The organism is Acidocella sp. KAb 2-4 (assembly GCF_020567705.1).
Classification (GTDB): domain Bacteria; phylum Pseudomonadota; class Alphaproteobacteria; order Acetobacterales; family Acetobacteraceae; genus Acidocella.
The window spans coordinates 1-24650 of record NZ_JAJDJU010000020.1; the positions used below are offsets into that span (position 1 = coordinate 1).

Genomic DNA, 24650 nt, shown 5'->3' on the forward strand with positions numbered 1-24650 from the left:
CCCGCGCCGGGGCGCCGGAGCCGGCCGCGAGCAGGAGCAGAACGGCGAGGAGGGTGGCGAAACGCATGCCCGGAACTGAGGTGGGATTGGCCGCGAAGTCAACCAGCATGGTGGGCAAAGCTGCTCGCGCCGCTATATTGAGGGCATGAAAATGATTCTCCTGGGCCTGCTGGCGGCCGATATGCTGGCTGTGGTGGCGGTGATGCTGACCGGGGCGCTCGGCATGGCGAACCCGGACCGTGACCCGCGGCGCTCCAACACGCTGATGCGGTGGCGTGTGATTTTGCAGGCCGTGGCGGTGGCGCTGGTGGTGGCGCTGATGCTCGCGGGGTGAGCCGCCGATGACGCCGGACCTGTTCGGCGCCGCGCCGCCGCCAGGGCTGGCGTATCTGCCTGGCTTCGCCCTGGACGAGGAGGTCGGGCTGATCCGCGCCGCGCTGGCGGTGGCGGAAATCTCGCCGCTGCGCGCCGTGGCCACGCCGGGCGGGCGGAAGATGTCGGTGACGATGACGAATTGCGGGGCGGCGGGCTGGGTGAGCGATGCGCGCGGCTACCGCTACGAACGGCGCGACCCGCTGACCGGCCAACCTTGGCCAAACTTGCCCGAACCGTTCCTGACCCTGGCGCGCGCGGCGGCGGCGCAGGCGGGTTTCCCAGGCTTCACCCCGGATGTCTGCCTGATCAACCGCTACGCCCCTGGCGCCAAGATGGCGCTGCACCAGGACCGGGACGAGGCGGATATGAGCGCGCCGATCGTCTCCGTCTCGCTCGGGCTGGCGGCGGTGTTTCTGTGGGGCGGCGCGGCCAGGACCGACAAGCCGGCACGGCTCTCGTTACAGAGCGGCGATGTGGTGGTCTGGGGCGGGGCCGCGCGGCTCAACTTCCATGGCGTGGCGCCGGTGCGCGCGGGCAGCCACAATCTGCTCGGCGCCGCGCGGCTCAACCTGACCTTCCGCAAGGCGCTATAACAAAAAACCGGGGCGCGAGGGCCCCGGTTTCGTGCGGCGTGATGTGGCGCGGCTTATTCCTCGGCCACGATGTCGGCCACGCGCTTGCCGTAACCCGAGGGACGGTAGAACAGGATGCCGATCACCAAACCGCCAATGCCCACGATCTTGACCGTGAGGTTGAAGGTGGTGAGCGCATACAGCCCCAGCCCGAACAGGGAGATGGCGCTCAGCGCGGGATACACCACGTATTGCAGCGTGTTGCCCAGCGATTTGCCGATCTGGTCGCGGTACACCCAGGCGCAGACCAGCCCGGCGAGGCCGTAATAATAGCAGACCTGCACGGCGATGGCGCTCACCGAGTCGTTGAGGATGGTGGAGACTGACGGCATGAAGCTGGAGATGAAGATCAGCGCCAGGCCGACCACGATCAGCAGATACATGGTGCGCACCGGGGTCACCGTGCGCTCATGCACCTGGCCGAAGAAGGGCGGCAGCGCATGGTCGCGGCCCATGGCGAACAGGGTGCGCGAGAATTGCAGCATGGTGGTTTCCAGCGTCGCCACCGAGGACAGCACCAGCGCCAGCGTGGCCGCGTAGCCGCCCCAGACGCCCAGGCCCGCCTCCTGGGCCACGTGGAAGATCAGGTTGTCGGAATAGCCCGAGGAGTCCTTGAGCGAGAACATCATCAGCGCCGCCACGGTGAAGGCGACGAACGAGGCGATGGTGGCGAAGATGGAGAGGAAGCCGCCCTTGCCCGCCGCGTTTTGCTCATGGCCGCGCGTTTCCTCGGAGAGGTTGGAGGTCACGTCCCAGCCCCAATAGAGGAACACCACGATCAGCGCGGAGGCGGCGAAGGTCGGCGCATCGTAATTGAAGCCGAACCAGGACCAGGAGAACGGATTGGCCGCATGCCCGGCCGTGTGGACATAAGCCGCAATGGAGATGACAAACAGAATGCCGAGCTCGATGGTGCTCATCACCACCTGGATCTGGCTCGTCAGCTCGATGCCCGAGATCAGTACAAAGGCGATGACGAGGAACCACACCGCGCCAATGCCGGTGGTGAGCCACACATTGCTCGCGAGGTTGGGATCGAACAGGTCGATGGTGGCGGTGCCGAGCGGGACCGAGCCGGTGACCATGAACACCATGGCGGCAATCAGCAGCGCCCAGCCCGAGAAATAGCCGAAAAATTCACCAAATGTGGTTTTGGTCCACTCATAGGCCGCGCCCGCATTCACCATTTTCGCGGTCAGGCCCTTATAGGCCACGGCGATGCCGAGCATGGGCACGGCGAAGATCAGCAGGGCGTTGGGCGCGATCGTGCCCGCCGTGCCGAGCAGGCCGGCAATGGCCACGGCGATCGAGTATGCCGGGGCCGATCCGGCCACGCCCATGATTATGGATTCAAAGAAGGAAAGAGCGCCAGCCTTGAGCTGGGTGGGTTGGGTCGTCATGTCTGCTCCCTTAAACTTTGTCGTTGATCTTGGGTTGCTGTTGGGTAATGCAATGAATATTGCCTCCACCTAGCAGAATTTCTCGCGCCGGCACCATAACAATCTCCCGTTCCGGAAACAGCCGGGCCAACACACCATGCGCGGCCGCATCGGTCTCCACGCCGAACGCCGGTGCAATAATCGCGCCATTGGCGATGTAGAAATTCACGTAGGAGGCGGCGAGGCGCTCGCCGGCGGCGCGATTCATGCCGCTCAGGGTGGCGTCCACCCCGGCGGCTTCCTCCGCCGTGATGAACATGGGCGTGGGCATGGGCATGCGCACCACTTCCAGCGCCCGGCCTTTGGCATCACGCGCCACCTTGAGCCGCGCCTCGGCATCGCGCGAGACGGCGTGATGCGGGTCGGCCGGATCGTCGCACCAGGAAAGGAGCACCTTCCCCGGCGTCACGAAACAGGCGAGGTTGTCGACATGCCCGTCCGTCTCATCGCCCGGCACGCCGTTGCCGAGCCAGATGATCTGCGACACGCCGAGATAGTCACGCAGCATCGCCTCCATCGCCGCGCGGGTGATGCCTTCGTTGCGGTTTTCGTTCAGCACGCATTGCTCGGCCACCAGCACCGTGCCTTCGCCGTCAACGTGGATCGCGCCGCCCTCAAGCACCCGCGGCGCGCGGAACCGCCGCGCGCGCTCCAGCCCCAGGATCTTGCCGGCGATCTGATCGTCGAGATCCCACGGGAAATAGAGCCCCCCCTTGAGTCCGCCCCAGGCGTTGAAGATCCAGTCCACGCCGCCAAGCTCGCCATTTGGCCCGCGCAGGAAGCTGGGGCCGACATCGCGGCACCAGGAATCGTTGCTCGACATCTCCAGCACCCGAATCTCGGGCGGCAAGGTGGCGCGGGCATTCTCATATTGCCGGGCGCTGGCCAGCATCGTCACCGGCTCAAACCGGGCGATGGCGCTGGCCACGGCGATGAACGCCGCTTGCGCCGGTTTGGCGCCGAGGCGCCAATTATCCGGGCGCTCGGGCCAGATCATCCAGCACCCCGCATGCGGCGCCCATTCCGCCGGCATATGAAACCCCGCCGCGCGCGGCGTGGTCATGAGCTCACCGCCTTATGGCGCGTCTGGCCATCGAGGGTGAGCAGCGGCGCATACAGCTCCGGCCGGCGGTCGCGGAACACGCCCCAGGAGGCGCGCTGCTGGGCGATGGCGTCGAGATCGAAGCGGGCGGCCAGCACCGTCTCATCCGTGCGGTTGGCTTCCGCCACTTTCTCGCCGGTCGGCCCGGCGATGAAGGAGGAGCCGTAGAATGTGAGCTGCGTGCCTTTTTGCCCCTTCTCGGTGCCGATGCGGTTGGAGGCGATCAGCGGCGTGAGATTCGCCGCCGCGTGGCCCTGCATCGTGCGCTGCCAATGCCCCGCGGAATCGAGGCTGGCATCCTGCGGCTCGGAGCCGATGGCGGTGGGGTAGAACAGCAGCTCCGCCCCCATCAGCGCCATGGCGCGGGCGCATTCGGGGAACCACTGGTCCCAGCAGATGCCAACGCCGATCCGGGCATGTTTGGTCTGCCACACCTTGAACCCGGTATCGCCCGGCGAGAAGTAGAACTTCTCGGAATAGCCGGGTCCGTCCGGGATATGCGCCTTGCGGTAATGGCCGAGCACCTCGCCATCGGCGTCGATAATGACGACGGTGTTGAAGCGGCTCTGCCCGGCGCGCTCATACACGGAGACGGGCAGCACAACGCCCAGCTCTTTGGCCAGCGGCGCGAGACGGCGCACCGCGGCGTTTTCCTCCAAGGGCGTCGCCAGTTGCAGGAAGTCGTAGATCTGGTCCTGACAGAAATAGGGAGTCTCAAACAACTCCTGGATCAGGACGATCTGCGCTCCCCGCGCCGCGGCGGCGCGGATCAGCGTTTCCGCCCGCGCGATGTTCTCATCCGCGTGCGGGGTGCAGGCCATCTGCGTGGCCGCGACGGTGACCTGCCTCATACGTGCTTCAGATACGCGTCGTATTCGACATCGGAGATACGCTTGCGCATCTCGCTGATCTCCTGCCGCTTACAGGCAATGTAGAGCCGCTGGAACTCGGCGCCAAAGATATCCGCGATGGCGGTGGAATCAGCGAATTTCTCCACCGCGCTCGACCAGGCGATGGGCAGCGGCGGCGCGTGCGGGCTCCGGTTGAGGCCGAAGGTTTCAGGCCCGGGATCGGCCTTGGTCTCCAGCCCGAGCAGCGCCGAGCCAAGCAGCGAGGCGAAGGCGAGATAGGGGTTGCAATCCGCCCCGGCGACACGATGCTCGACGCGCGAGGCCGAGGGGTCGGCGGTGATCACGCGCAGCGCCGCCATGCGGTTGTCATGGCCCCAATCGCCATAGGTTGGCGCATGCACGCCAGGGGCGAAACGCCGGTAGGAATTGGCGTGCGGGGCGAGGGTGATCATCGTGTCAGGCATGGTGCGGATGATGCCGCCCACGGCGTGATAGAGGCGATCGGAGCCGCGCTCGGGCGTGCCCTCGAAGATGTTATGCCCCTGGGCGTCGAGGATCGACATATGCACATGCATGCCCGAGCCCGCGCAATGGCCATAGGGTTTGGCCATGAAGGTAGCGGTGAGGCCGTGCTTGCGCGCGATCTCCTTGATGCTGCGCTTGAACATGGTGGCGTTGTCGGCCATGCGCAGGGCGTCGTCGCTATATTTCAGCGTCACCTCGAACTGGCCAGGGCCGTTCTCGGAGATCAGGGTCTCGATCTCGATATCCTGAAACCGGGCCGCGGCCATCATCTCGCGCAGGATCGGCTCGTATTCACGGATCTCGCTGAGGCCCACCGCATCCACCTGCCAGCCGCGCCAGCCGGATTCGTCGGCGCCGCGCGGGGCGATTTTCAGCGCCCCGGTCTGGCCCGGATTGACGAGGTAGAATTCCAGCTCCACCCCCAGCGCGGGGGTGAGGCCGGCGGCCTTGTAGCGGTCGAGCACGCGCGACAGCACGCCGCGCGGGTCGAGGCAGAAATAACCGCCATCAGGCTCGCGCATCGTCAGCAGCGCCTGCGCGGTGTTGCCTTCGGCCCAGGGCATGCGCGTGATGGTGTGCGGCACGGCGGTGCACAGCCCGTCCGGATCGCCGGTATCCTGGGCGATCCCGCCTTCGAGCACGTCATTGCCCCAGATATCCAGAAGGAACACCGAACGCGGAATCGACAAGCCGGGGCCGAACAGGCATTTCGACTTGCCCGGCTGCAGCCACTTGCCGCGCAGCACGCCATTCACATCGACGACAAACGCCTCGACGAAATCGCTCTGCGCCATCAGCGCGGTTTTAGCCGCGATATCAACCTCGTGCCGGGCGCTCATGACGCCACCTCTGACTTCACGGCATCATAGGTCTGGCCAATGGATTTCTTGGCCAGCTCAACCATCATGTCGATCTCGTCGTCATTGATGGTGAGCGGCGGCGAGAACACCATGGTGTCGCGCACGGCGCGCATGATCACCCCGTTGGCGAAACAGAAATCGCGGCAGATGCCGCCGACGCGGCCATTCTTCTCGAAGAATTTGCGCGTGCGCTTATCGGCGGTCAGCTCGATCGCGCCGATCAGGCCGACGCCACGGATCTCGCCGACGATCGGGTTGTCGGCCAGCGCCTCGGCCAGCTTGGCGCGCAGCGTCTCGCCCTTGGCGGCGGCCCCGGCCACCAGCTTCTCGTTCTCCAGGATTTCGATATTCTTCAGCGCCACGGCGCAGGAAACCGGATGCCCCGAATAGGTGAAGCCGTGATAATATTCCCCGGCATCGTTGATCATCACCTCGGCCACGCGGTCATGCAGCATCACCGCCGAGAGCGGCAGATAGCCCGAGGTGATGCCCTTGGCCAGGGTCATCATATCCGGCTTGATGCCGAAATAATCGGAGCCGAACATCTTGCCGGTGCGGCCAAAGCCGCAGATCACTTCATCGGCGATCAGCAGGATGTCGTTTTCCTTGCAGATGCGGTTCACTTCCGGCCAGTAGGTCTCGGGCGGAATGATCACGCCGCCAGCACCCTGGATCGGCTCGCCGATGAAGGCGGCGACATTCTCGGCGCCCAGCTCCTTGATCTTGGCCTCCAGCTGGCGGGCGGCGTAGATGCCGAATTCCTCCGGGCTCATCTGCCCGCCCTTGCCATACCAATAAGGCGGCAGGATGTGCCGGAAATTCGGCATGTCGCCGGCCTGGCGGTGCATGTCCACCATGCCGCCGGCCGAGGCGCCGAGCGTGGTGGAGCCGTGATAGCCGTATTCGCGGCCGATGATGATCTTCTTCTGCGGCTTGCCAAGCGTCTGCCAATAGACGCGCGCGGTGCGCAGGGCGCTGTCCACCGCTTCGGAGCCGGAGCAGGCGAAGAAGGCGTGATTCATGCCCTCAGGCGCGATCTGAGCCAGCTTGGTGGCCAGCATCACGGCGGGCTCGTTCGTGGTTTTGAAGAAGGTGTTGTAATAAGGCAGCTTCGTCATCTGCTTGGCGGCGGCCTCGACCAGCTCGCTCCGGCCATAGCCGGCGGCCACGCACCACAGACCGGCCATGGCGTCGAGAATCTTATTGCCCTTGGCGTCGTGCAGGAACACGCCTTCGGCCGAGGTGATGACGCGCACGCCGCGGGCATGCAGGTCTTTGTGGTCGGTGAACGGATGGAAATGATGAGCCGCGTCGAGATCTTGCAGATTCACGGCGTCGATATTGTCGAGCATGATGTTTCCCCATTGGTCAGTTTGAATCGCCAGCACCCGCTGGCTGTCCACAGCGCACGGGTTACAACCAGAGATTTTCAGACGCGGGGCGGGCTGAATCCGATACGCGCGCACAGCCGCAGCAACTCCATCTTGCGCTGAGGTTCCGGGCATGTGGCGTAGACGACCATGCGGATAGCTTCGCATGGCCGCCAATGGCTTTCAAGATTTATTTGTGAAAGATACTGCCGGCGCGTTACGCGTCGGCTTTTCGCATCTGCACAATGGCTCAGAACACCAGCCAGATACCGGTGAACAGCACGTCATTGGCCGAGGCGGAGCGGCCATTGCCGTCGTAATTGCGCGAGAGCCCGTTGAACTGGGGATAGAAGGTGTATTCAACAAAGACTTTCGCGTTGGCCCAGGGGAAGATGGCCGGCCCGCCGCGGTTGAACGGATAATAATCCAACTCGGTGGTGAAGCTGTCGGTGGTCGGCTTGCCGTTGGCGTTGGCGGAGCCGGCATTATAAAGGCCGGCGTCGCCGTTGCCGGAAATATTGTTAAACGCTTCAGTGGCGCCGAACATCTGATGCCACAGATAGGAGAGGGTCACCGTCTCCACGTCCAGATGGTCGTTGAGGTTGGCGGTGTTGCCGAGCGGATAGCTCGCGCCCCAATGCTGCCATTCATGGAACCAGGAAGCCTGCAGTGAGAGCGCCTGCTGAGCCTCAATGTGCTGGAACTGCATATCCAGCCCGGCATCGGTGAGGGTATCGGTCGGCCCGTGCTTCAACCCGCCCGGATAGGGGTGATCCCACAGCCCGGAAGCGCCGACCTCGATCGAATTCTCGCCGACGCTGTGCTGATAGGCGAGTCGCCAATACGGCGTTACCCCGGCGATGCCGTTCGCCGGCCCGGCGCCCAGCGCGAAGGCGGTGTGGTCAGGCAGGGATTTGTAAAGATCGATCTCGCCGTAGAGCAAATTCGCCGGGGTCAGATTGATGCCTGTATACCCGCCAAACCCCACCACCGACTGCGCGAGATTGCTGATCTGCAGCGAGGCCGTCGGGCTGGCGCCCAGCGCCGGGGGAATGAACGGATAGCCCCAGGCGGGCAGGGTGTTCCACAAATCCGTCATCGACGGGTTGTTGTTGAAGGTGACGCCATAGACCAGCGGCGTGCCCAACAGCACGGCATGCTGGGCGAGGCGGATATCGGTGTTGTCCCAGTGGAATTGGTGGGCAACACCGTCAAACGTGCCCTGCACGAAGGCGCCGAGGCCGAGCGGCTTGTCCAGCACGCCACCGAAGAACAGGCTGGTCTGCTGGATCGACCAGGCATCGTTGCTCGGATAATCAGGGGCGAGGCCACCAGGCACCTTATCCTTGAGATGCGTGAAGCCGCCCTGGACCATGGCGGAGAAATTCTTGATGTTGGGGAAATTCTGATCCCCAAGCACATAGGCTTCCATTTTGAAGGTACGGCCAAACGGTGTGAGCTGCGGAAAGCCGATATGACAGGCGGAGCAAGGCAGGCCCGTCTGCGCCGCGAAGGACGGAATGGCCGCGGCCGGATGCGCCGCCAGCACGCCCGCCGAAAGGATGAACCCGCCCGCCGCGAGCCTCGACATATACATCTTCTTCACTTCGGCCTCCTGTTTGCGCCTTTTAGTGTGCCCTTGATTTGGACTTTATGTTTTCTAGCGGCGCCGCGGCCAGGGCCGAACAGCGCCCCCAGGATGGCCGCACTTTATCTTGCACTTGCAGGAAACGCCAGCCTTGGGCACTTAATCACAAATCATGTCTGATACTAATGATCTCGATCAACTTTTGAATAACAGGGGGCAAAGCACCGCATTCGGCGCCTACGTCACCGCCGCGTGTTTCGACCCCGCCACCGCCCAGCCCGCCTTTGCGCTGGGCGATGGCACGTTGCGCCTGGGGGCTGGGGGCGAATTCACCGCCGTCGCCGCGCATCAGGGGGCGGTGCTCAGCCTGTGCGCGCATCCGCTCGGCGGCTTCCTCTCTGGTGGCGATGACGGGCGGCTGATGCGCACGCAGGCCGGCGAGGCCACGCAAGTGCAAAAATTCGGCTCCAAATGGGTCGAGCATGTCGCCGCCTTCACCGGCAAGACCAGCTATCTCGCCGCGGCGGTGGGCAAGATTGTGCATCTGCTCAGCCCAGCCGGCGACAAGCTGCGCGAACTGGCGCACCCCTCCACCGTCACCGGCCTGGCCTTCGACGCCAAGGGCAAGCGCCTCGCCACCTCGCATTACAATGGCGCGTCGCTGTGGTTCACCGCCTCGGCCTCGGCGCCGAAGGTGCTGGAGTGGAAGGGCAGCCATACCGGCATCGTCATGCACCCCAATGGCGAGGCGGTGGTGACGATGATGCAGGAAAACGCGCTGCATGGCTGGACGCTGCCCGAGGGCAAGCACATGCGCATGTCCGGCTATCCGAGCAAGACGGAGTCGCTCAGCTTCACCAAATCCGGCCGCTGGCTGGCCACCGCCGGGGCGGAAAGCGTGGTGCTGTGGCCGTTCTTCGGCGGCGGGCCGATGGGCAAGGCGCCCAAGGAGCTGGGCATGGGCGACGGCATCGTGAAACGCGTGGCCTGCCATCCGGAATACGAGGTGGTGGCCGCAGGGTTCGATACCGGCATGGTGCTGATGATCGACATCAACCGCGAACAGGTGCTGCCCGTGTGCGGGCCGGGGCGCGGGGCCGTCTCGGCGCTGGCTTGGAACGCCAACGGCGCGCAACTGGCGATCGGCACCGAAACCGGCTTCGCCGCGCTGGTGGATTTCGCCACCAAATAAAAAGGCCGGGGGGCAGCCCCCGGCCTGATAAGCCCGTGATGCGTCCGCGGGGCTCAGCCCGCGCGGTTGCTCACGAGGTCGGTGACCACGGCCGGGTCGGCCAGGGTTGAGGTGTCGCCCAGGCTGTCGGTCTCGTTGGCGGCGATCTTGCGCAGGATGCGGCGCATGATCTTGCCCGAGCGGGTCTTCGGCAGGCCCGGCGCCCACTGGATCACATCCGGCGCCGCGATCGGCCCGATTTCCTTGCGCACCCAGGTCACCAGCTCCTTGCGCAGCGCCTCGGTGGGCTCCACATCGGCCACCAGGGTGACATAGGCATAGATGCCCTGGCCCTTGAGGTCGTGCGGGTAGCCGACCACGGCGGCCTCGGCCACCGCCTCATGCGCCACCAGGGCGGACTCGATCTCGGCCGTGCCCATGCGGTGGCCGGAGACGTTGATCACGTCGTCCACGCGGCCGGTGATCCAGTAATAGCCATCCTCGTCGCGGCGGGCGCCGTCACCCGTGAAATACAGCCCTTTGAAGGTGGAGAAATAGGTCTGCACGAAACGGGCGTGGTCGCCATACACGGTGCGCATCTGGCCGGGCCAGGAATCGGCGATGCAGAGATTGCCCTCGGTGGCGCCGTGCAATTCGTTGCCCTCGCCATCCACCAGCATAGGCTTCACGCCGGGCAGCGGCAGGGTGGCGGAGCCGGGCTTCAGGTCGGTGGCGCCGGGCAGCGGCGAGATCAGAATGCCGCCGGTCTCCGTCTGCCACCAGGTATCCACGATCGGGCAGCGATGCTCGCCGACCACGCGGTCGTACCAATGCCAGGCCTCGGGGTTGATCGGCTCGCCGACCGAGCCGAGGACGCGCAGCGATTGGCGGGAGGTCTTCTTCACCGGAGCCTCGCCGTCGCGCATCAGGGCGCGGATGGCGGTGGGGGCGGTGTAGAAGATGTTGACCTGGTGCTTGTCGATGACCTCCCAGAAGCGCGAGGTGCTCGGATAGTTCGGCACGCCCTCGAACATCAGCGTGGTCGCGCCGTTGGCGAGCGGGCCGTAGACGATATAGGTGTGGCCCGTGACCCAGCCCACATCGGCGGTGCACCAGTAAATCTCGCCGGGGTGGTAGTCGAACACATATTGATGCGTGAAGCTCGCCCACACCATGTAGCCGCCAGTGGTGTGCAGCACGCCCTTGGGCTTGCCGGTGGAGCCGGAGGTGTAGAGGATGAACAGCGGGTCCTCGGCGTTCATCTCCGCGGCCTGATGTGTGGGCGCGGCGGCGGCGCAGATGTCCTCATACCACACATCGCGCCCGGCCTGCATCGCCACCTCGCCGCCGGTGATCTTGGCGACGATCACGGTCTTCACGCTCGGACAGGTCTTCAGCGCCTCGTCGGCATTCGTCTTCAGCGCCACCTTGCGCCCGCCGCGGCGGCCCTCATCGGCGGTGATCAGCGCCACCGAGTTGCAGTCCTGGATGCGGTTGGCGAGGCTGTCGGGCGAGAAGCCGCCAAACACCACGGAGTGAACCGCGCCGACGCGCGCGCAGGCGAGCAGCGCCACCGCGGCCTCCACCACCATCGGCAGATAGATCGTCACCACATCGCCCTTCTTCACGCCCTGGGCGGTGAGCGCGTTGGCCAGGCGGCAGACCTTTTCGTGCAATTCGCGATAGGTGACCTTGGCCGACATGTTCGGGTCGTCGCCTTCCCAGATGATCGCCACCTGATCGCCGCGCTCGGCGAGGTGGCGGTCGAGACAGTTGGCGGCGGCGTTCAGCGTGCCATCCTCAAACCATTTGATCGAGACATCGCCGTGGAAGGAGGTGTTTTTGATCTTGGTCGGCGCCTTCATCCAGGCGATGCGCTTGGCCTGCTCGGCCCAGAAGGCATCGGGCTCGGCCTTGGCGCGGGCTTCCATCAGCTCGTATTGGTCGCGCGTGATCAGCGCGCTCGCGGCGATCTCCGGCTTCACTGGCACGATATCGGCGTCCGACATTCTTCCCTCCGTTTTGATTCTGGTCTTACCGCACTATGGCAAAGCCTGGGCGAAATCGAAAGAGTGGTCCAATCCGGGACAACAAGCGGGGGCGTAATGTTGCAGCGCGATGTCAGCTTCGGCGGCGCCCGGCAAAAGCGCGGAATTCCTCAACCAATCGTTGACAATGCCGCATGTTTCTGCGTCAATTTTCACCCGCAATCGACTGCGGCTTGACTTGAATACGCGCTCCCCCGGACCGGATGCAGGCAAGACGAGCAGGGCCCGGTTGTCCTCCGCGGCAGCATGGCTGCGGAGCAAATTTTTTTGAGGAGCGACGAGACGTAATGGCGACCGGTACCGTTAAGTGGTTCAACACCACCAAAGGCTATGGCTTCATCGTGCCGCAGGATGGCGGCAAGGACGTGTTTGTGCATATCACCGCGGTGCAATCCGCCGGCATGCGCGGGCTCAACGAGGGGCAGAAAATCTCCTACGAAATCGCCATGGAGCGCGGCAAGGCAGCCGCGATCAATCTCAAACCGGTCTGACCGGCGCAGCCACAAAACGGCTTTTGAGCACCGGGGCTGGCACAACCTCGGTGCTTTTGCGCGTCTCTTAGCCTGCGCGCGGCTCTTGCAAAGCCAAAACCTCCACGGCATTATACTTACCTATAGGGGAGCTTAATCCCCGCCGACGGCAACGACAAAAACGAGACCGAGGGAACGATGCAGAACCTCAATGCGCCGGACATGGCGCAAGGCTTCACCCCCATGCCCGCGGGCACGCTGCTGGATGTGGCGGTGCGGCGCTTTGGGCAACACCACGCCATCGATTTTCTCGGCCGCCGCTACCGCTATGACGAGATCGGCGCGCTCGCCAACCGCGCCGCCGCCGGCCTGCAGGCGCTGGGCGTCGGCAAGGGCGTGAATGTCGGGCTGTGCCTGCCCAACACGCCCTATTCCGTGATCATGTATTTCGCCATCCTCAAGGCGGGCGGCACGGTGGTGAACATCAACCCGCTCTACACCGCGCATGAAATGGAGACGATTCTGCGTGATTGCGGCGTGGGGATGCTGGTGACGCTCGACGCCTCGCCGATTTACGAGAAAATTGCCGGGCTTGTCGGCGGCGGGCTGCTCAAGCGCGTCGTCATCTGCCGGCTGGCGCGGGCGCTGCCCTGGGCCAAGGGGCTTGCGCTGCGGCTGCTGCGCGGCAAGGAGCTGGCGAAGATCCCGGCCGGCGCGCCTTATGTGGAGTTCACCACGCTGCTTGGCGCCGCCGCCACGCCCACCCCGGTGCAGATCGACCCGGCGCGGGATATCGCGGTGCTGCAATTCACCGGCGGCACCACGGGCACGCCGAAGGCGGCGATGCTCACCCACGCCAATGTGACCGTGAATGTGCAGCAGGTGCAGGCGGCGATGCCGCAGATCGTGCCAGGGGCCGAGCGGGTGCTGGGCGTGCTACCGTTCTTTCATGTATTCGCGATGACGGCGGTGATGAATCTCGGCCTCTCGATCGGCGCCGAACTGCTGCTGCTGCCGCGTCCCGAGGCGAAGCCCCTGATGCAGCTGATCTACCGGCGGCGGCCCACCATTCTGCCGGGCGTGCCAACGCTGTTCACCGCCATCGGCAACGCCGCCGAACAGGCCGGGCGCACCGATCTCAGCTTCGTCAAATTCTGCGTCTCAGGTGGCGCGCCGCTCTCGGTTGAGGTGATGGAGCGCTTCGAGCGCCTCTCCCAGAGCCGGATCCTGGAAGGATACGGGCTGAGCGAGACGTCGCCAGTGCTCACGCTCTCGCGCGAGGCGCTGGTCAAGCCTGGCAGCGTCGGCCCCGCCGTGCCGGGCACGGTGCTGGAGATCCGCGATCCGGCGCATCCGGAGAAGATCCTGCCGCAAGGCGAGCGCGGCGAGATCTGTGCCCGCGGGCCGCAGGTGATGCGCGGCTATTACAACAAACCCGAAGAAACCGCCTATGTGTTCACCGATGGCACGTTCCGCACCGGGGACATCGGCTATCTCGACGAAGATGGTTATCTGTTCATCGTCGATCGCATAAAGGACGTGATCTTGTGCGGCGGCTTCAACGTGTATCCGCGCGTGATCGAGGAGGCCGCCTATCAGCACCAAGCCGTACAGGACGCCGTGGCCATCGGCATTCCCGACGCTTATCGCGGCCAGAGCCCCAAGCTCTATGTCACGCTGCGCCCCGGCATGAGCGCCACGGCGGAGGAGATTCGCGATTTTCTGCGCGACAAGCTGAACCCGATCGAGATGCCGAAAAAGGTCGAGATCCGCGACAACCTGCCCAAGACCATGGTTGGCAAGCTGTCGAAAAAGGAGCTTGTGGCCGAGGAGGCGGCAAAGGCCAAGCCCGCTTGATCCTGGTCAAATCGCCGCGCCCGGCGCAAGGTTATAAGCGCTGACCAAGAGCGCTGACGCGCCACGCCGGGAGAAACATGTTGAGCGACACCAGCCCCGTCACCCCCTTGCCGCCGGACAAGCTGCGCCGGAGCGCCGATCTCGCCGGGCTCGCCTTCGGTTCCACCGCTGAGCTGACGCCGCTTGACGGCTTCACCGGGCAGGAGCGCGCGCTCGGCGCGGTGCGGCTTGGCGGCGCCATCGCCAAGCCAGGCTTCAACCTGGTTGCCATCGGGCATCCTGGCCAGGGCATGCAGCAGGCGGTGGAGACCATGCTGCGCGACGCCGCCGCCAAGCGCCCGGCCCCGCCCGATTGGGTGTATGTGAACAATTTCGCCGCGCCGCATAAGCCGGTGGCGATCCGCCTGCCCGCCGGACAGGCCGTGAAACTGCGCAGCGCGTTGAAGGAGCTGATCGACGACCTGAAGGCGACGCTGCCCGCCACCTTCGAGAGCGAAGATTACCAGAAACGCCGCGGCGCCATGGATGAGGCGTTTCAACGCAAACAGGCCGACGCCTTCAAGGAACTGAACGGGAAGGCGGCGGCCAAGGGGCTGGTGCTGCTGCGCACGCCGCTGGGCTTCGCCTTCGCCCCGGCGAAGAACGGGCAGGTTGTCTCGCCCGATGAATTCCATACCTGGGCCGAGGCCGACCGCAAGCAGGTCGAGGACTCCATCCACGAGCTGGAAAAGGACCTTGAGCACATCGTGCAGCAAATGCCCGCCTGGGAGAAGGTGCGGCGCGACGAGGTGCGCAAACTCAACCGCGACACCGCGAACTTCGCCGTCGGCCGGCTGATCGACGAGACCAAGGCGAAATTCGCCGAATTGCCGCCGGTGCAGGAGCATCTGGAGGCGGTGCGGCGCGATCTGGTCGAGAATGTCGGCATGTTCGTGGCCAAGAGCGAGGGCGAGGACGGCCCCGCCCCCAACGCCGCGCCGGGCGGGCTGTTTGAGCGTTATGAGGTGAACGTGTTCGTGACCAACGATCCGGCGCAGGCGGGCGTGCCGATCGTGCAGGAATTACACCCGACGCTCGGCAACCTCACCGGGCGCATCGAATATCTGCCGACCCAAGGCGCGCTCGTCACCAATTTCCGCCTGCTCAAGCCGGGCGCGCTGCACCGCGCCAATGGCGGCTATCTGCTCATCGACATGCGCGGCTTGCTCACCGAGCCGTTCAGCTGGCCGGCGCTCAAGCGCATGCTCAAGCGCGGCGAAATCGTGATCGAGGATGTCAGCCATTTCCTCGGCTTCGCCAGCACGGTAACGCTGGACCCGGACCCGATTCCGCTCGACCTCAAGATCGTGCTGTTCGGCGAGCGCATGCTGTATTACCTGCTCGCCGCCTACGACCCCGAATTCGCCGAGCATTTCAAGATCCTGGCGGATTTCGAGGATGATTTCGAGCGCTCAGCCGAGAACGAGGCGGCCTATGCCAAGCTGATCGCCGCCATCGCGGCGCAGGATAAGCTGCGCCCCCTGCAGCGCGGGGCGGTTGGCGTGGTGATCGAGCAGGCCGCGCGGCTGGCCGATGATTCCGGTAAGCTCACGCTCGTCACCGAGCAGATCCGCAACCTGATCGTCGAGGCCGATTATTGGGCCGCCGAGGCCGGGCGCGCGCAGATCGAGGCGCAGGACGTGGCGCACGCCTGGGAGCAGCAGGTTTGGCGCGCCTCGCGCATCCGCGACCGTGACCAGGAGATGATCCTGGACAAAATCGCGCTGATCGAGACCAGCGGCGCGCAGACCGGGCAGATCAACGGGCTGAGCGTGATGGAACTCGGCGGCTCCCGCTTCGGGCGGCCGACGCGCATCACCTGCCGCGTGCGCCCCGGCGCGGGCGCGGTGGTGGATATCGAGCGCGAGGTGAAGCTGGGCGGGCCGATCCACTCCAAGGGCGTGCTCATCCTCTCCGGCTTCCTGGCCGGGCGCTTCGCGCTGGACGCGCCGATGTCGCTCTTCGCCAGCCTGGTGTTCGAGCAATCCTATGGCGGGGTGGAGGGGGATAGCGCCTCCTCGGCCGAGCTGTATTGCCTGCTCTCGGCCTTGGCCGAGGCCCCGCTGCGCCAGGATATCGCGGTCACCGGCTCGATCAACCAGCATGGCGAGATCCAGGCGATCGGCGGGGTGAACGAGAAGATCGAGGGGTTCTTCGACATCTGCCGCAAGCGCGGCCTCACCGGCACCCAGGGCGTGGCGATCCCGGTCGCCAATGTCCGCCACCTGATGCTGCGGCCCGATGTGGTGGAGGCCTGCAAGGCCGGGCAATTCGCGATCTACCCGATCACCACGGCGGATGAAGGCATCGCCCTGCTCACCGGGCTGCACGCCGGGGCGCGCGGCGACGATGGCGCCTATCCGGCCGATAGCGTGAACGGGCGGGTGGAGGCGCGGCTGAAGGCATTCGCCAAGATCCGCCAGCATTTCGGCGAGCCCGAAGCGAAAGCGGGCGGCGCCAAGCCGGAGGCCAACGCGCCATGACACGCTGGCACTATAAGCGGGTGGTCATCGACCTGCACCGCAGCGCCACCGACCAGGCGGCCATCGCCCTGGCCGGGGAACTGGCTGCGGCGATGGGGCTGGAGCTGCTCGGGCGCTTCATCGCCGACCCGGGCCTCGCCAATCTGGCGGGCCTGCCCTTCGCGCGTGAATTCCGCCCGCTGGAGCGCGAATGGCGCAAGCTCGACCCCGAACGCACGACGGCGGAACTCGACATCGCCGCCGCCGCCGCGCGCCGGCTGTTTCAGCGCGCCGCCGGCGGGGCGGCGGGGCGCTTCGAGCTGGTGCGGGACGAGGCGGCAGACGGCTTCCACCCGGCCGAGGACATCGCGGTACTGCGCTATGCCGAATGTCTCGGCGAATCCTGCGCCCTGATGCTGGACGAAGCGCTGCGCCACGCCGCGGCGGTGTTGATCGTGCCCGGCGAGCCGAAGCCGCGGCGCGGGCCAGTGATCGCCCTGGCGGCATCGGCCGAAGATCCGGCCCTGGATGTCGCCGCGGCATTGGCCGAGGCGGCGGGGGACCGGGCCATGCGGTTTGATCTGCACGGCCATGCCGGGCCACTGCCGGAGGGGCGGCTGCTCGTGGTCAGCCGCCACGCCCTGGCCGATGACACGCTGCTGGCACTGGCGACCCGGCGGCGCGTGCCGGTACTGGTGCTGCAGCGCCAGGGCTAACGCAGGCCTCAGCCCTCGGGAGCGATGCTCACCCGCAACCCGCTCATCTCATCCGTCAGCCGGATCTGACAGGAGAGGCGCGACTGCGCCGTGCGGTGCTCCGAACTGTCCAGCAAATCGTCCTCGTCCGGGCCGGGCGGGGGCAACTTCGTGGCGAAAGCGGGGTCGATATAGACATGGCAGGTGGCGCAGGAACAGCTACCGCCGCAGATCGCCTGCAACTCGTCTTCGCCGCCAGAGCGCAGGGCTTCCATCAGCGACACGCCCGCATGGGCGTTGATCGCCGTGGTCGTCCCCGCGCGAGTGGTGACCGTGATTTCGAGCACTTGGATAGTCTCCTTCAATAAATGCACCACTGATAAGTTAAGCCAGCTCTTCGCGGCGCTGCGCCGCCGGGTCCGTCTGCGCCGCTGGCGCGGTGGCGCTGGGCCGGGCGGCAACCGCCGCCGCAGGCTGGAAACTGCCCCGTGGCAGCAGGAAATACGCCAGGGACGGCAGGAGGATGAGAGCGCCGAGCATGTTGAGCACGAACATGAAGGCAAGCAACAGGCCCATATCCGCCTGGAATTTGATGGGGGCGAGGACCCAGGTGACGACACCGACGGCCAGGGTGAAGCCGGTGAGCAGCACCACCTTGCCGGTAAACAGCAAGGTGCGGTGATAGGCATCAGACAGCGAGGCCCCCGCGCGCAGCTGCTTGAGCGTGATGCTGAGCACGTAGAGCGCGTAATCGACGCCGATGCCGACGCCAAGCGCGATCACCGGCAGCGTCGCCACCTTGATGCCGATGCCGAGCATGACCATCAGCGCCTGTGCCAGAATGGAGGTGAGCACCAGCGGCAGCACCGCGCACAGCACCGCGCGCCAGGAGCGGAAGGCGATATAGCAGAAGATGATCACCGTGGCGTAGACCAGATACAGCATCTGGTTATTTGCCTGCTCGATGACGATGTTGGTCGCCGCCTCGATGCCCGCATTGCCGCCGGCGAGCGAGATCTTGAAGGTCGGCGCCTGGTTGCGCGGGTCCGCCGCGAAGTTCTGCACCGCGTTGACCACCGCCTTCAGCGTCGCCGCCTTGTGGTCGGTGAGCGAGACGTAAACGGGGTCGAAGGTGCAGGAGAAATTCTCCAGCGAGGTCGGCACATAAGGGGCGAGATCGTCAATCGCTTGCTGGTTGCGGATGATCGCATACCATTTCGGCGCGTTCTCGGTCATCAGCATCGTCGCCATCTGGCTGAATGACGCGATCGACGAGGTGGATTGCACCTGCGGCATCTGGTTCAGCCGCCATTCCAGATCATCCAGCACCGAGATCGTCTTGAAGGTGTTGCACTGATAGGGCTGGGTATCGACCAGCACGACCATGGTGTCGCTGCCATTGGTGTAGTGGTGGACGATATAGGCATTGTCCTGGTTATACTGCGAGCTCTGGCGTAGCTCCGGGGCGCCCTGGGTGAGATCGCCCACCTGCACGCGGCTGCCGACCACCCAGCCTGCGCCGCCCAGCCCGACCGCGACCATGATGGCCAGGGCGGCGTAACGGCGTTGGGTGAACAGGTCGAGAAAATCCCATAGCGGATGCGGAACGCGCCCGCCCGCCTCGTCAACCTCATAGCGCAGGCTGCGCAGCGCCGCCTTGCGGCTGACGCCGGTATAGCTGAGCAGCATCGGCAGCATGATCAGGTTGGTGAAGATCAGGATGGCGACGCCGATGCTGGCGATCAGGGCGAGTTCACGGATGGCGTCGATGCGGATCGTCATCAGCACCGCGAAGCTGGCGGCATCACAGGTGAGGGCCGCCAGACCGGCGAGGAACAGGCGGCGGAAGGTATAGCGCGCGGCCACCAGCGGATGCATGCCCCGGCCGATATCCTGCATCACGCCGTTCATCTTCTGCGCGCCATGGCTCATGCCGATGGCGAAGATCAGGAACGGCACCAGCACCGAATACGGGTTGAGGTCGAAGCCGAGCAGCGGCAGCATGCCCATCTGCCAGGTGACGGCGACGATCGAGGCGATCACCACCAGCGCCGTGCTGCGCACGCAGCGCGTGTACCAGAACAGGATGCCAGTCGCGATCAGCACGGCGGCGCCGAAGAAGATCAGCACGTCGCCGATGGCGTTGATCATGTCGCCGACCACCATCGCGAAACCGACGATGTGCAGCGTCACCCCCTGCTGGGCATAACGCGCGCGGATATCATTGAGCCTGCGGGCGAGCGCGCCGTAATCGAGCGGCGTGCCGGCGGCGTCCTGCGTGCTCATCAGCGGCACGTAGATCATGCTTGATTTGTAATCGCTACCGACGAGCTCGCCGACCTTCCCGGTTTTGGCGATGTTCTGGCGCACGATGTCGAGCTGTGCGGGGCTGCCGTCATAGGTGGAGTCGATGACCGGCCCGCCCTCCAGCCCGTCCGGCGTCACCGCGAGCCAGCGGGTCGAGGGCGTCCAGAGCGAGGTCATGTAAGAGCGGTCGACACCCGGCAGCAGGAAAATTTCGTCATTCAGCTTTTGCAGCACCGCCAGATAATGCGCGTTGATGATGCTGCCCTGGTTGGCCTCCACCACGATGCGGATGGCATTGCCCTGGCTTTGCAGATCCTCATAATGGTTGAGGAAGTTGACGATGAAGGGCTGGTGCGTCGGGATCATCTTCTCAAAGCTGGCATTGAGGCGCGTATGCGTCGCCTGCCAGCTGAAGAAGATGGTCGCGATCAGGCAAAGCGTCAGCACGACCAGACGGTTGTTGAACAGCAGGCGCTCAACCACCGTGCCTGATTGCCGGTCGAAATCGGCCAGATCGGCAATCACCGGCGCCTGATCGTCAATATTCATAGCCACGCTTGAGTCTCCATCTCAGTTCTGGCTGAACGTCGCCGCGGGTACGCGGATGACGCCACGATTGCCCACCACGATGACATCGCCATCGGTCGCCTGCGCCGCGCCGAACAACTCCATCGGCAGGGCCAGGGATAAACGCTTGAAACTATGGGCATGGTCGGTGGACAGAAACAGGCCGCCATCCTCGCCCGTGACCAGGATCGCGCCCGACGCCAATATTGTCGCCGCGGTGAGGTTGCCGCTCGCGCCCAGGGCTACCGGCTGCCAGGTGCTGCCGCCATCGTCGCTGCGATAAGCCTGACCGGCGACGCCAAAGGCGAACACGCCGCCATCGCCGGTCGCCACGGCGCCGAGCAACGTGGCCGCGTTCGGCTTGGTTGCGGCGGCAAAATCATCACCCGTATCGCTAGACCGGAACACCAGCCCGCCCTCGCCAACAATGTAAAGATTTTGTCCGACGGGCGTGATGTCATAGAGGTTATGGCTGAACGGGTCATCGACATGCAGACTCCAATCAGCCCATGTCTTGCCACCATCCGTGGTCTTCATTGTCATCCGGTAGGCGCCGCAGATGATCGCCTCGTTGGGATCGGGCGCCCATATCGATAAAAATGGCTTGTCGGGGCCTGCCTGCATGAAGATATTTGCGCGCATGAGCGCGTGCTGCGCCGGGGGCGATTGATCGCCCTGCGCGACCGCCGCTTTCGCCGCCGCCATGGTCAACTTGTTCGCCTCAATCCCATCCAGCTGCAATTGCCATGTCGCGCCCGCGTCGTCCGTATGCAGGATCACGCCATAATGCCCGACCGCCCACCCCTCGGTGGCATTGGCGAAGGCTACGGCGGTGAGCGTCACCGTCACCGGCACGCTCGCCTGCTTCCAGCTGACGCCATTATCATCCGAGTAGGTGATGACACCATGTTCACCCACCGCGACGAGCCGGTTGCCAACCCGCGTGATCGCAATCAGCACAACCTTATCCGGCGCCTTCACCACAATCGACGCCTCATCCAACGCGCGAATCCTCGTATCCGCAAAGGCGGGCGTGAGCATCGTGGCGCACAGGCAAGATGCGGCCAGTATTCTGATCCTCGTTTTCCAGGCCGCAAACGCCATGCTCAAGATATCCTCAATTTCAGGCTTCCTCGTTTTGCAACTGAACGAGGCGCAAGGCCCCGTTCAGCGCGCTGCCGGCCGTCAGAACTGTGCCTGCGCGGCCAGTGATTCGGCGTTGAACTTGTTAGGAGAAGGCAAGTTCGTGTAGTCCGGCGGCGTATTATACGGCGCATCCCCCCATGGCCCGCCTGACGTCACATATTCATTCTTCAGCAGATCGTACACAACGTCATTGCTGAACACCGTGCCGGGCAGATCAGGACGGTCCAGCGTAAAAAGTTGTTCGGTCTTCCACAGCTGTCCATGCGAGTCGTATTCATCGGCGAGGGTGGCGTCCCACGTATCCTCGTCCACATAAAACACGCGCTTGGCAATCACGTTACGCTCACCCGGATGCAGCGTCGCCTCGACAACCCAAACGCGATGCAGTTCCCAACGAACCAGGTTTGGATTGAGGAAATGCGGCCCATGGGCCTGCGTCGTCGTCGCCAGAAACAGCTTGTTGTTGTTATAGGGGATATACATCTCCTTCTTACCGATGAGCTTCCAGTCATATTTATCCAACGCACCGTTGAAGACATAGAACTCATCGTAATTGTCGATGTCATCTGTTTGCGTCGCCGGCGTGTCGTAGAACAACTCCGGCGCCTTGCGCACACGCCCCTGGCCGGTCAGCAACTGCCATGCCTGGGTCGGGGTCTTCAGCGGATCAGATGACAGCCACTGGATGATTTTTTCGCCGTTGATGCTGGGCGGCGATGTGAATTCATAAAGATCGCGCTCGATGAGCCCCGCGCCAGATGGATCTTTCGCCTCGTAATAGGGCTCGTCATGCGTGTAATGCGAGCCGGCTGAGAGCGTCATCGTGCCATTGCTCACGACGATCACACCGATATTCTCCACCACCGACACGCCTTGCCACCGCGCCTCGTGATTCCACATGATCTCGGCACCTGCCTGGCTCGGGTCAGCATCAGGAATCGGAAATGGAACACCGCCATAAGCGCCCGAGAAGCCCATGCGCGCGCCTGCCGGATCCGGCTGGGCGTTGAGCGCGTTGCGATAAATATTGTCATACACCCATTGCGGCGCGGCGGCGGTGCGGTGGGTGGGATACACGGTGATGCTGTAGCCATATTGCTTCATCATCTGCATCACGCCAGGGGTTAGCCGGTCTTTATACTGATCCATATTGCTGGCATTGATGGTGACAATTGGTTTGTCACTCGCGAACAGATCCGGCATCGGCTGATCCGGCGTCCACCCAGCCGGCGGCGTGGTCAAGCCACCCGTCCAGGCGGGGATCAGGCCATCCGCACTCCCCGCACGCTCGGCGCCCATCGGCGTCAGCGTTGTCTTCAGCAACGCGGCCTGATCGGCCGTCACCGCCGCTAGCGCGGCATGCGCACCGAAGGCGAAAATGCAGCCCACCAGCGTCGACCGGAATTTTTTCAGATTACGTTTCATCTTATGTTTCATGCCTTTCCGATTTAGAAAGTATGCTGGATGTTGAACGAGAGATAGCCACGATCGGCTAGCGGATTGAGGATCGGATCGGGCCGCCCGAGATAGGTGTTGTAGGTCAGGCCCGCGATCCAGGTCGTGCGATACGTCGCCGTCACCCCGAAGCTAACGGACCCGGTGCCGTGATTCATGTTCAGATCGACCTGCGAACGGCCGAAGAGATTGTAGGTCAGGCCGATCGGGAATTGCAGCTCAAGATTCGGCAGCACATCGTAATAGGCCGGCGTCGCCACAATCTCGAACGCGCCAGCGGACGGGCTCCGGCCCGGCTCCAAATCGTTCCTCCCCGAGTCAACCGAGACGACATGGTTCATCGCGAATTCACCGATGATCGTCATCCCGCCAGGATCGAGCGGCAGTGGCGGCGTGATGTAAATGCCCGAAACCTGCGCAGCGACCGTGCTGCCCACCGGATACAACGCACCAGCATTGCCGCTGCCAGGATAGGCCGTATTGGCGACACCCGGCGGCGGAAACGGATTCTGCACCAGCGGCATGTTCTTGCGGCCAGAGATTTCCCCGGCGACGTTGACAGGACCAACCGTTGTCGAGAGCGATGCACCAAACATTTGAATATCGCGCGGATAAACCAGCCAGTATTTGCCGATATTGCCCACACCGTTTGAAGTGACGTCGGTATAGACTTCCGGTGATTTTGAGTCGAACCGCAACGCATACAACCCAAGATCGTAATTACCGAGCGAGGCCATGGCCGCAGCGCCAAACTGACCATTCGCGTTCGAGGGCGTCAGGTCCCGGGTGCGCGTGACGTACACGCCCGGGAAGAATGGATTGGGCGCGGCGAAAAACAGGCGCTGACCGCCCTTATCGAAGAAGTCGATATTGCTGAAATACGCACCACTGCCCTGGAAGAAATCCTGCCGCCACTCGAACTGGTAATAGGCCTGAAAGGTCAGAATCTGGTTCGGCTGATAGGTGACAACAGCCTGGCCAACCGGCATGAAAATCTGCTGGGCCTGGGCATTGGGCACACTTTCGGCGGTGAGAATATTGATCGGCGCCTGCCCGGCAGCGATGCCATTATTGGCGAAGAACAGGCTCTGCCCCCAGATCAGCGTCTGTCGGCCGACCTTTACCGTGAGCTCTTGCCCGTTATTGGCGCCAAAATTAAACGACCCATAGGCGAACGCATCGAGAAGCTGAGCATTTTCTCCATTCACGTTGCGCGTTGCACTGGTGAAATCGTTGTTCTTCGCAATCGATAGCGCGTTGTTCGTATAAGGCGAGCCGTTCTGATTCGTGCCGAGATAAGGCGTATTCAGATAAACCTGTCCGCTCACATGCATGCCATAATTCCCATCCTTGACATCGAGGACGGGCAACACGCTGAGCTCATTGGCGACAATGCCATGCTGAAAATTCTGGTCGCCATCATTGTAATTCAACGCCCGCGGCGAGTCCAGCAGAATCTTCGACGGATCATTAACACGATAAAACGCCGAGTACTCAACGGTCGTATCAAGATTGATCTCCAGATTGCCTGCGGAATAAAGATTCAACGCATGCGCGCTGTGCCATTGCGCCATGGCAAGGGCGCTCGATGTGGCCGCAAGCACCGCCATGAAGCGCGTCTTCGTGGCATGTTTGCCACGGCCACCAAGAGGTAATGTTTGTTTTTTGGCGTTCCTGGTCATTGGAGGCTC

The 24650-nt window shown here is 64.0% G+C and carries 19 protein-coding genes; 7 read left to right on the forward strand and 12 right to left on the reverse strand.

All coding sequences use genetic code 11. The annotated features are described in order from the left end of the window. The first annotated feature begins 145 nt into the window (after positions 1 to 145). The gene (locus LI953_RS12060; RefSeq protein ID WP_227076337.1) at positions 146 to 334 is read left to right on the forward strand and encodes a twin transmembrane helix small protein; all 189 of its coding nucleotides are present in this window, start codon (positions 146 to 148) and stop codon (positions 332 to 334) included. A gap of 7 nt (positions 335 to 341) precedes the next feature. Further along, the gene (alkB, locus tag LI953_RS12065) at positions 342 to 968 is read left to right on the forward strand and encodes a DNA oxidative demethylase AlkB (protein ID WP_227076338.1); all 627 of its coding nucleotides are present in this window, start codon (positions 342 to 344) and stop codon (positions 966 to 968) included. Positions 969 to 1021: 53 nt separating this feature from the next. Here the strand turns inward: alkB and LI953_RS12070 are convergent, their stop codons facing one another. The 6 genes from LI953_RS12070 to LI953_RS12095 form a co-directional block, all read right to left on the reverse strand. Further along, positions 1022 to 2407: an APC family permease gene (locus tag LI953_RS12070; RefSeq protein WP_227076339.1), complete on the reverse strand. Its 1386-nt coding sequence runs from the start codon at positions 2405 to 2407 to the stop codon at positions 1022 to 1024. Between the two features lie 10 nt (positions 2408 to 2417). Then, the gene (gene aguA / locus LI953_RS12075; RefSeq protein ID WP_227076340.1) at positions 2418 to 3509 is read right to left on the reverse strand and encodes an agmatine deiminase; all 1092 of its coding nucleotides are present in this window, start codon (positions 3507 to 3509) and stop codon (positions 2418 to 2420) included. After that, positions 3506 to 4399, reverse strand: coding sequence for an N-carbamoylputrescine amidase (gene aguB, locus LI953_RS12080; protein ID WP_227076341.1), 894 nt, complete (start codon positions 4397 to 4399; stop codon positions 3506 to 3508). The genes aguA and aguB overlap by 4 nt, the downstream gene beginning before the upstream one ends. Continuing rightward, positions 4396 to 5763, reverse strand: a complete 1368-nt coding sequence (locus LI953_RS12085) for a glutamine synthetase family protein (RefSeq protein WP_227076342.1) — start codon at positions 5761 to 5763, stop codon at positions 4396 to 4398. Before LI953_RS12085 ends, aguB begins: the two co-directional genes overlap by 4 nt. Further along, positions 5760 to 7136, reverse strand: coding sequence for an aspartate aminotransferase family protein (locus LI953_RS12090; RefSeq protein ID WP_227076381.1), 1377 nt, complete (start codon positions 7134 to 7136; stop codon positions 5760 to 5762). The genes LI953_RS12085 and LI953_RS12090 overlap by 4 nt, the downstream gene beginning before the upstream one ends. Positions 7137 to 7404: 268 nt before the next feature. Next, positions 7405 to 8751, reverse strand: coding sequence for a hypothetical protein (locus LI953_RS12095; RefSeq protein WP_227076382.1), 1347 nt, complete (start codon positions 8749 to 8751; stop codon positions 7405 to 7407). Positions 8752 to 8914: 163 nt separating this feature from the next. Here LI953_RS12095 and LI953_RS12100 point away from each other — a divergent pair, with 163 nt between their 5' ends. Beyond that, positions 8915 to 9934, forward strand: coding sequence for a WD40 repeat domain-containing protein (locus tag LI953_RS12100; protein WP_227076343.1), 1020 nt, complete (start codon positions 8915 to 8917; stop codon positions 9932 to 9934). A 53-nt stretch (positions 9935 to 9987) separates the two neighbouring features. On the opposite strand, the gene acs is transcribed toward LI953_RS12100, so the two are convergent. Then, the gene (acs, locus tag LI953_RS12105; RefSeq protein WP_227076344.1) at positions 9988 to 11922 is read right to left on the reverse strand and encodes an acetate--CoA ligase; all 1935 of its coding nucleotides are present in this window, start codon (positions 11920 to 11922) and stop codon (positions 9988 to 9990) included. A gap of 326 nt (positions 11923 to 12248) precedes the next feature. Between acs and LI953_RS12110 the strand changes: the two genes are divergently transcribed. The 4 genes from LI953_RS12110 to LI953_RS12125 all read left to right on the forward strand — a co-directional run bounded on the left by LI953_RS12110 (position 12249) and on the right by LI953_RS12125 (position 17505). Then, a complete protein-coding gene (locus LI953_RS12110; RefSeq protein ID WP_227076345.1) occupies positions 12249 to 12452 on the forward strand; it encodes a cold-shock protein in 204 nt (67 codons plus the stop codon). A 177-nt stretch (positions 12453 to 12629) separates the two neighbouring features. Continuing rightward, positions 12630 to 14288: a long-chain fatty acid--CoA ligase gene (locus LI953_RS12115; protein WP_227076346.1), complete on the forward strand. Its 1659-nt coding sequence runs from the start codon at positions 12630 to 12632 to the stop codon at positions 14286 to 14288. An 80-nt stretch (positions 14289 to 14368) separates the two neighbouring features. Next, entirely contained in the window at positions 14369 to 16810 is a 2442-nt protein-coding gene (locus tag LI953_RS12120; protein ID WP_370635799.1) for a Lon protease family protein, read from the forward strand. Next, positions 16807 to 17505: a hypothetical protein gene (locus LI953_RS12125; RefSeq protein ID WP_227076348.1), complete on the forward strand. Its 699-nt coding sequence runs from the start codon at positions 16807 to 16809 to the stop codon at positions 17503 to 17505. Before LI953_RS12120 ends, LI953_RS12125 begins: the two co-directional genes overlap by 4 nt. Before the next feature lie 8 nt (positions 17506 to 17513). On the opposite strand, the gene LI953_RS12130 is transcribed toward LI953_RS12125, so the two are convergent. From LI953_RS12130 to LI953_RS12150, 5 genes are all read right to left on the reverse strand, one after another. Continuing rightward, complete coding sequence (locus tag LI953_RS12130; RefSeq protein WP_227076349.1) at positions 17514 to 17831, reverse strand: 2Fe-2S iron-sulfur cluster-binding protein; 318 nt, start codon at positions 17829 to 17831, stop codon at positions 17514 to 17516. A 37-nt stretch (positions 17832 to 17868) separates the two neighbouring features. Then, positions 17869 to 20340: an RND family transporter gene (locus LI953_RS12135; protein ID WP_227076350.1), complete on the reverse strand. Its 2472-nt coding sequence runs from the start codon at positions 20338 to 20340 to the stop codon at positions 17869 to 17871. A 21-nt stretch (positions 20341 to 20361) separates the two neighbouring features. After that, positions 20362 to 21399 carry a YCF48-related protein gene (locus LI953_RS12140; RefSeq protein WP_227076351.1) on the reverse strand — a complete coding sequence of 346 codons (1038 nt, stop codon included), beginning with the start codon at positions 21397 to 21399 and terminating at the stop codon, positions 20362 to 20364. A gap of 144 nt (positions 21400 to 21543) precedes the next feature. Further along, the gene (locus LI953_RS12145) at positions 21544 to 22941 is read right to left on the reverse strand and encodes a DUF1329 domain-containing protein (RefSeq protein WP_227076352.1); all 1398 of its coding nucleotides are present in this window, start codon (positions 22939 to 22941) and stop codon (positions 21544 to 21546) included. An 11-nt stretch (positions 22942 to 22952) separates the two neighbouring features. Beyond that, entirely contained in the window at positions 22953 to 24641 is a 1689-nt protein-coding gene (locus tag LI953_RS12150) for a DUF1302 domain-containing protein (protein WP_227076353.1), read from the reverse strand. Between the last annotated feature and the right edge of the window lie 9 nt (positions 24642 to 24650).

Bases quoted from the DNA above. Each gene is read 5' to 3' on its own strand.
- LI953_RS12060 (WP_227076337.1), top strand. From the start codon at position 146: ATGAAAATGATTCTCCTGGGCCTGCTGGCGGCCGATATGCTGGCTGTG.
- acs (WP_227076344.1), bottom strand. From the start codon at position 11,922: ATGTCGGACGCCGATATCGTGCCAGTGAAGCCGGAGATCGCCGCGAGC.
- alkB (WP_227076338.1), top strand. From the start codon at position 342: ATGACGCCGGACCTGTTCGGCGCCGCGCCGCCGCCAGGGCTGGCGTAT.
- LI953_RS12070 (WP_227076339.1), bottom strand. From the start codon at position 2,407: ATGACGACCCAACCCACCCAGCTCAAGGCTGGCGCTCTTTCCTTCTTT.
- LI953_RS12100 (WP_227076343.1), top strand. From the start codon at position 8,915: ATGTCTGATACTAATGATCTCGATCAACTTTTGAATAACAGGGGGCAA.
- LI953_RS12150 (WP_227076353.1), bottom strand. From the start codon at position 24,641: ATGACCAGGAACGCCAAAAAACAAACATTACCTCTTGGTGGCCGTGGC.
- LI953_RS12140 (WP_227076351.1), bottom strand. From the start codon at position 21,399: ATGCTCACGCCCGCCTTTGCGGATACGAGGATTCGCGCGTTGGATGAG.
- LI953_RS12115 (WP_227076346.1), top strand. From the start codon at position 12,630: ATGCAGAACCTCAATGCGCCGGACATGGCGCAAGGCTTCACCCCCATG.
- LI953_RS12110 (WP_227076345.1), top strand. From the start codon at position 12,249: ATGGCGACCGGTACCGTTAAGTGGTTCAACACCACCAAAGGCTATGGC.
- LI953_RS12125 (WP_227076348.1), top strand. From the start codon at position 16,807: ATGACACGCTGGCACTATAAGCGGGTGGTCATCGACCTGCACCGCAGC.
- LI953_RS12085 (WP_227076342.1), bottom strand. From the start codon at position 5,763: ATGAGCGCCCGGCACGAGGTTGATATCGCGGCTAAAACCGCGCTGATG.
- LI953_RS12145 (WP_227076352.1), bottom strand. From the start codon at position 22,941: ATGAAACATAAGATGAAACGTAATCTGAAAAAATTCCGGTCGACGCTG.
- aguB (WP_227076341.1), bottom strand. From the start codon at position 4,399: ATGAGGCAGGTCACCGTCGCGGCCACGCAGATGGCCTGCACCCCGCAC.
- LI953_RS12135 (WP_227076350.1), bottom strand. From the start codon at position 20,340: ATGAATATTGACGATCAGGCGCCGGTGATTGCCGATCTGGCCGATTTC.
- LI953_RS12090 (WP_227076381.1), bottom strand. From the start codon at position 7,136: ATGCTCGACAATATCGACGCCGTGAATCTGCAAGATCTCGACGCGGCT.
- LI953_RS12095 (WP_227076382.1), bottom strand. From the start codon at position 8,751: ATGTATATGTCGAGGCTCGCGGCGGGCGGGTTCATCCTTTCGGCGGGC.
- aguA (WP_227076340.1), bottom strand. From the start codon at position 3,509: ATGACCACGCCGCGCGCGGCGGGGTTTCATATGCCGGCGGAATGGGCG.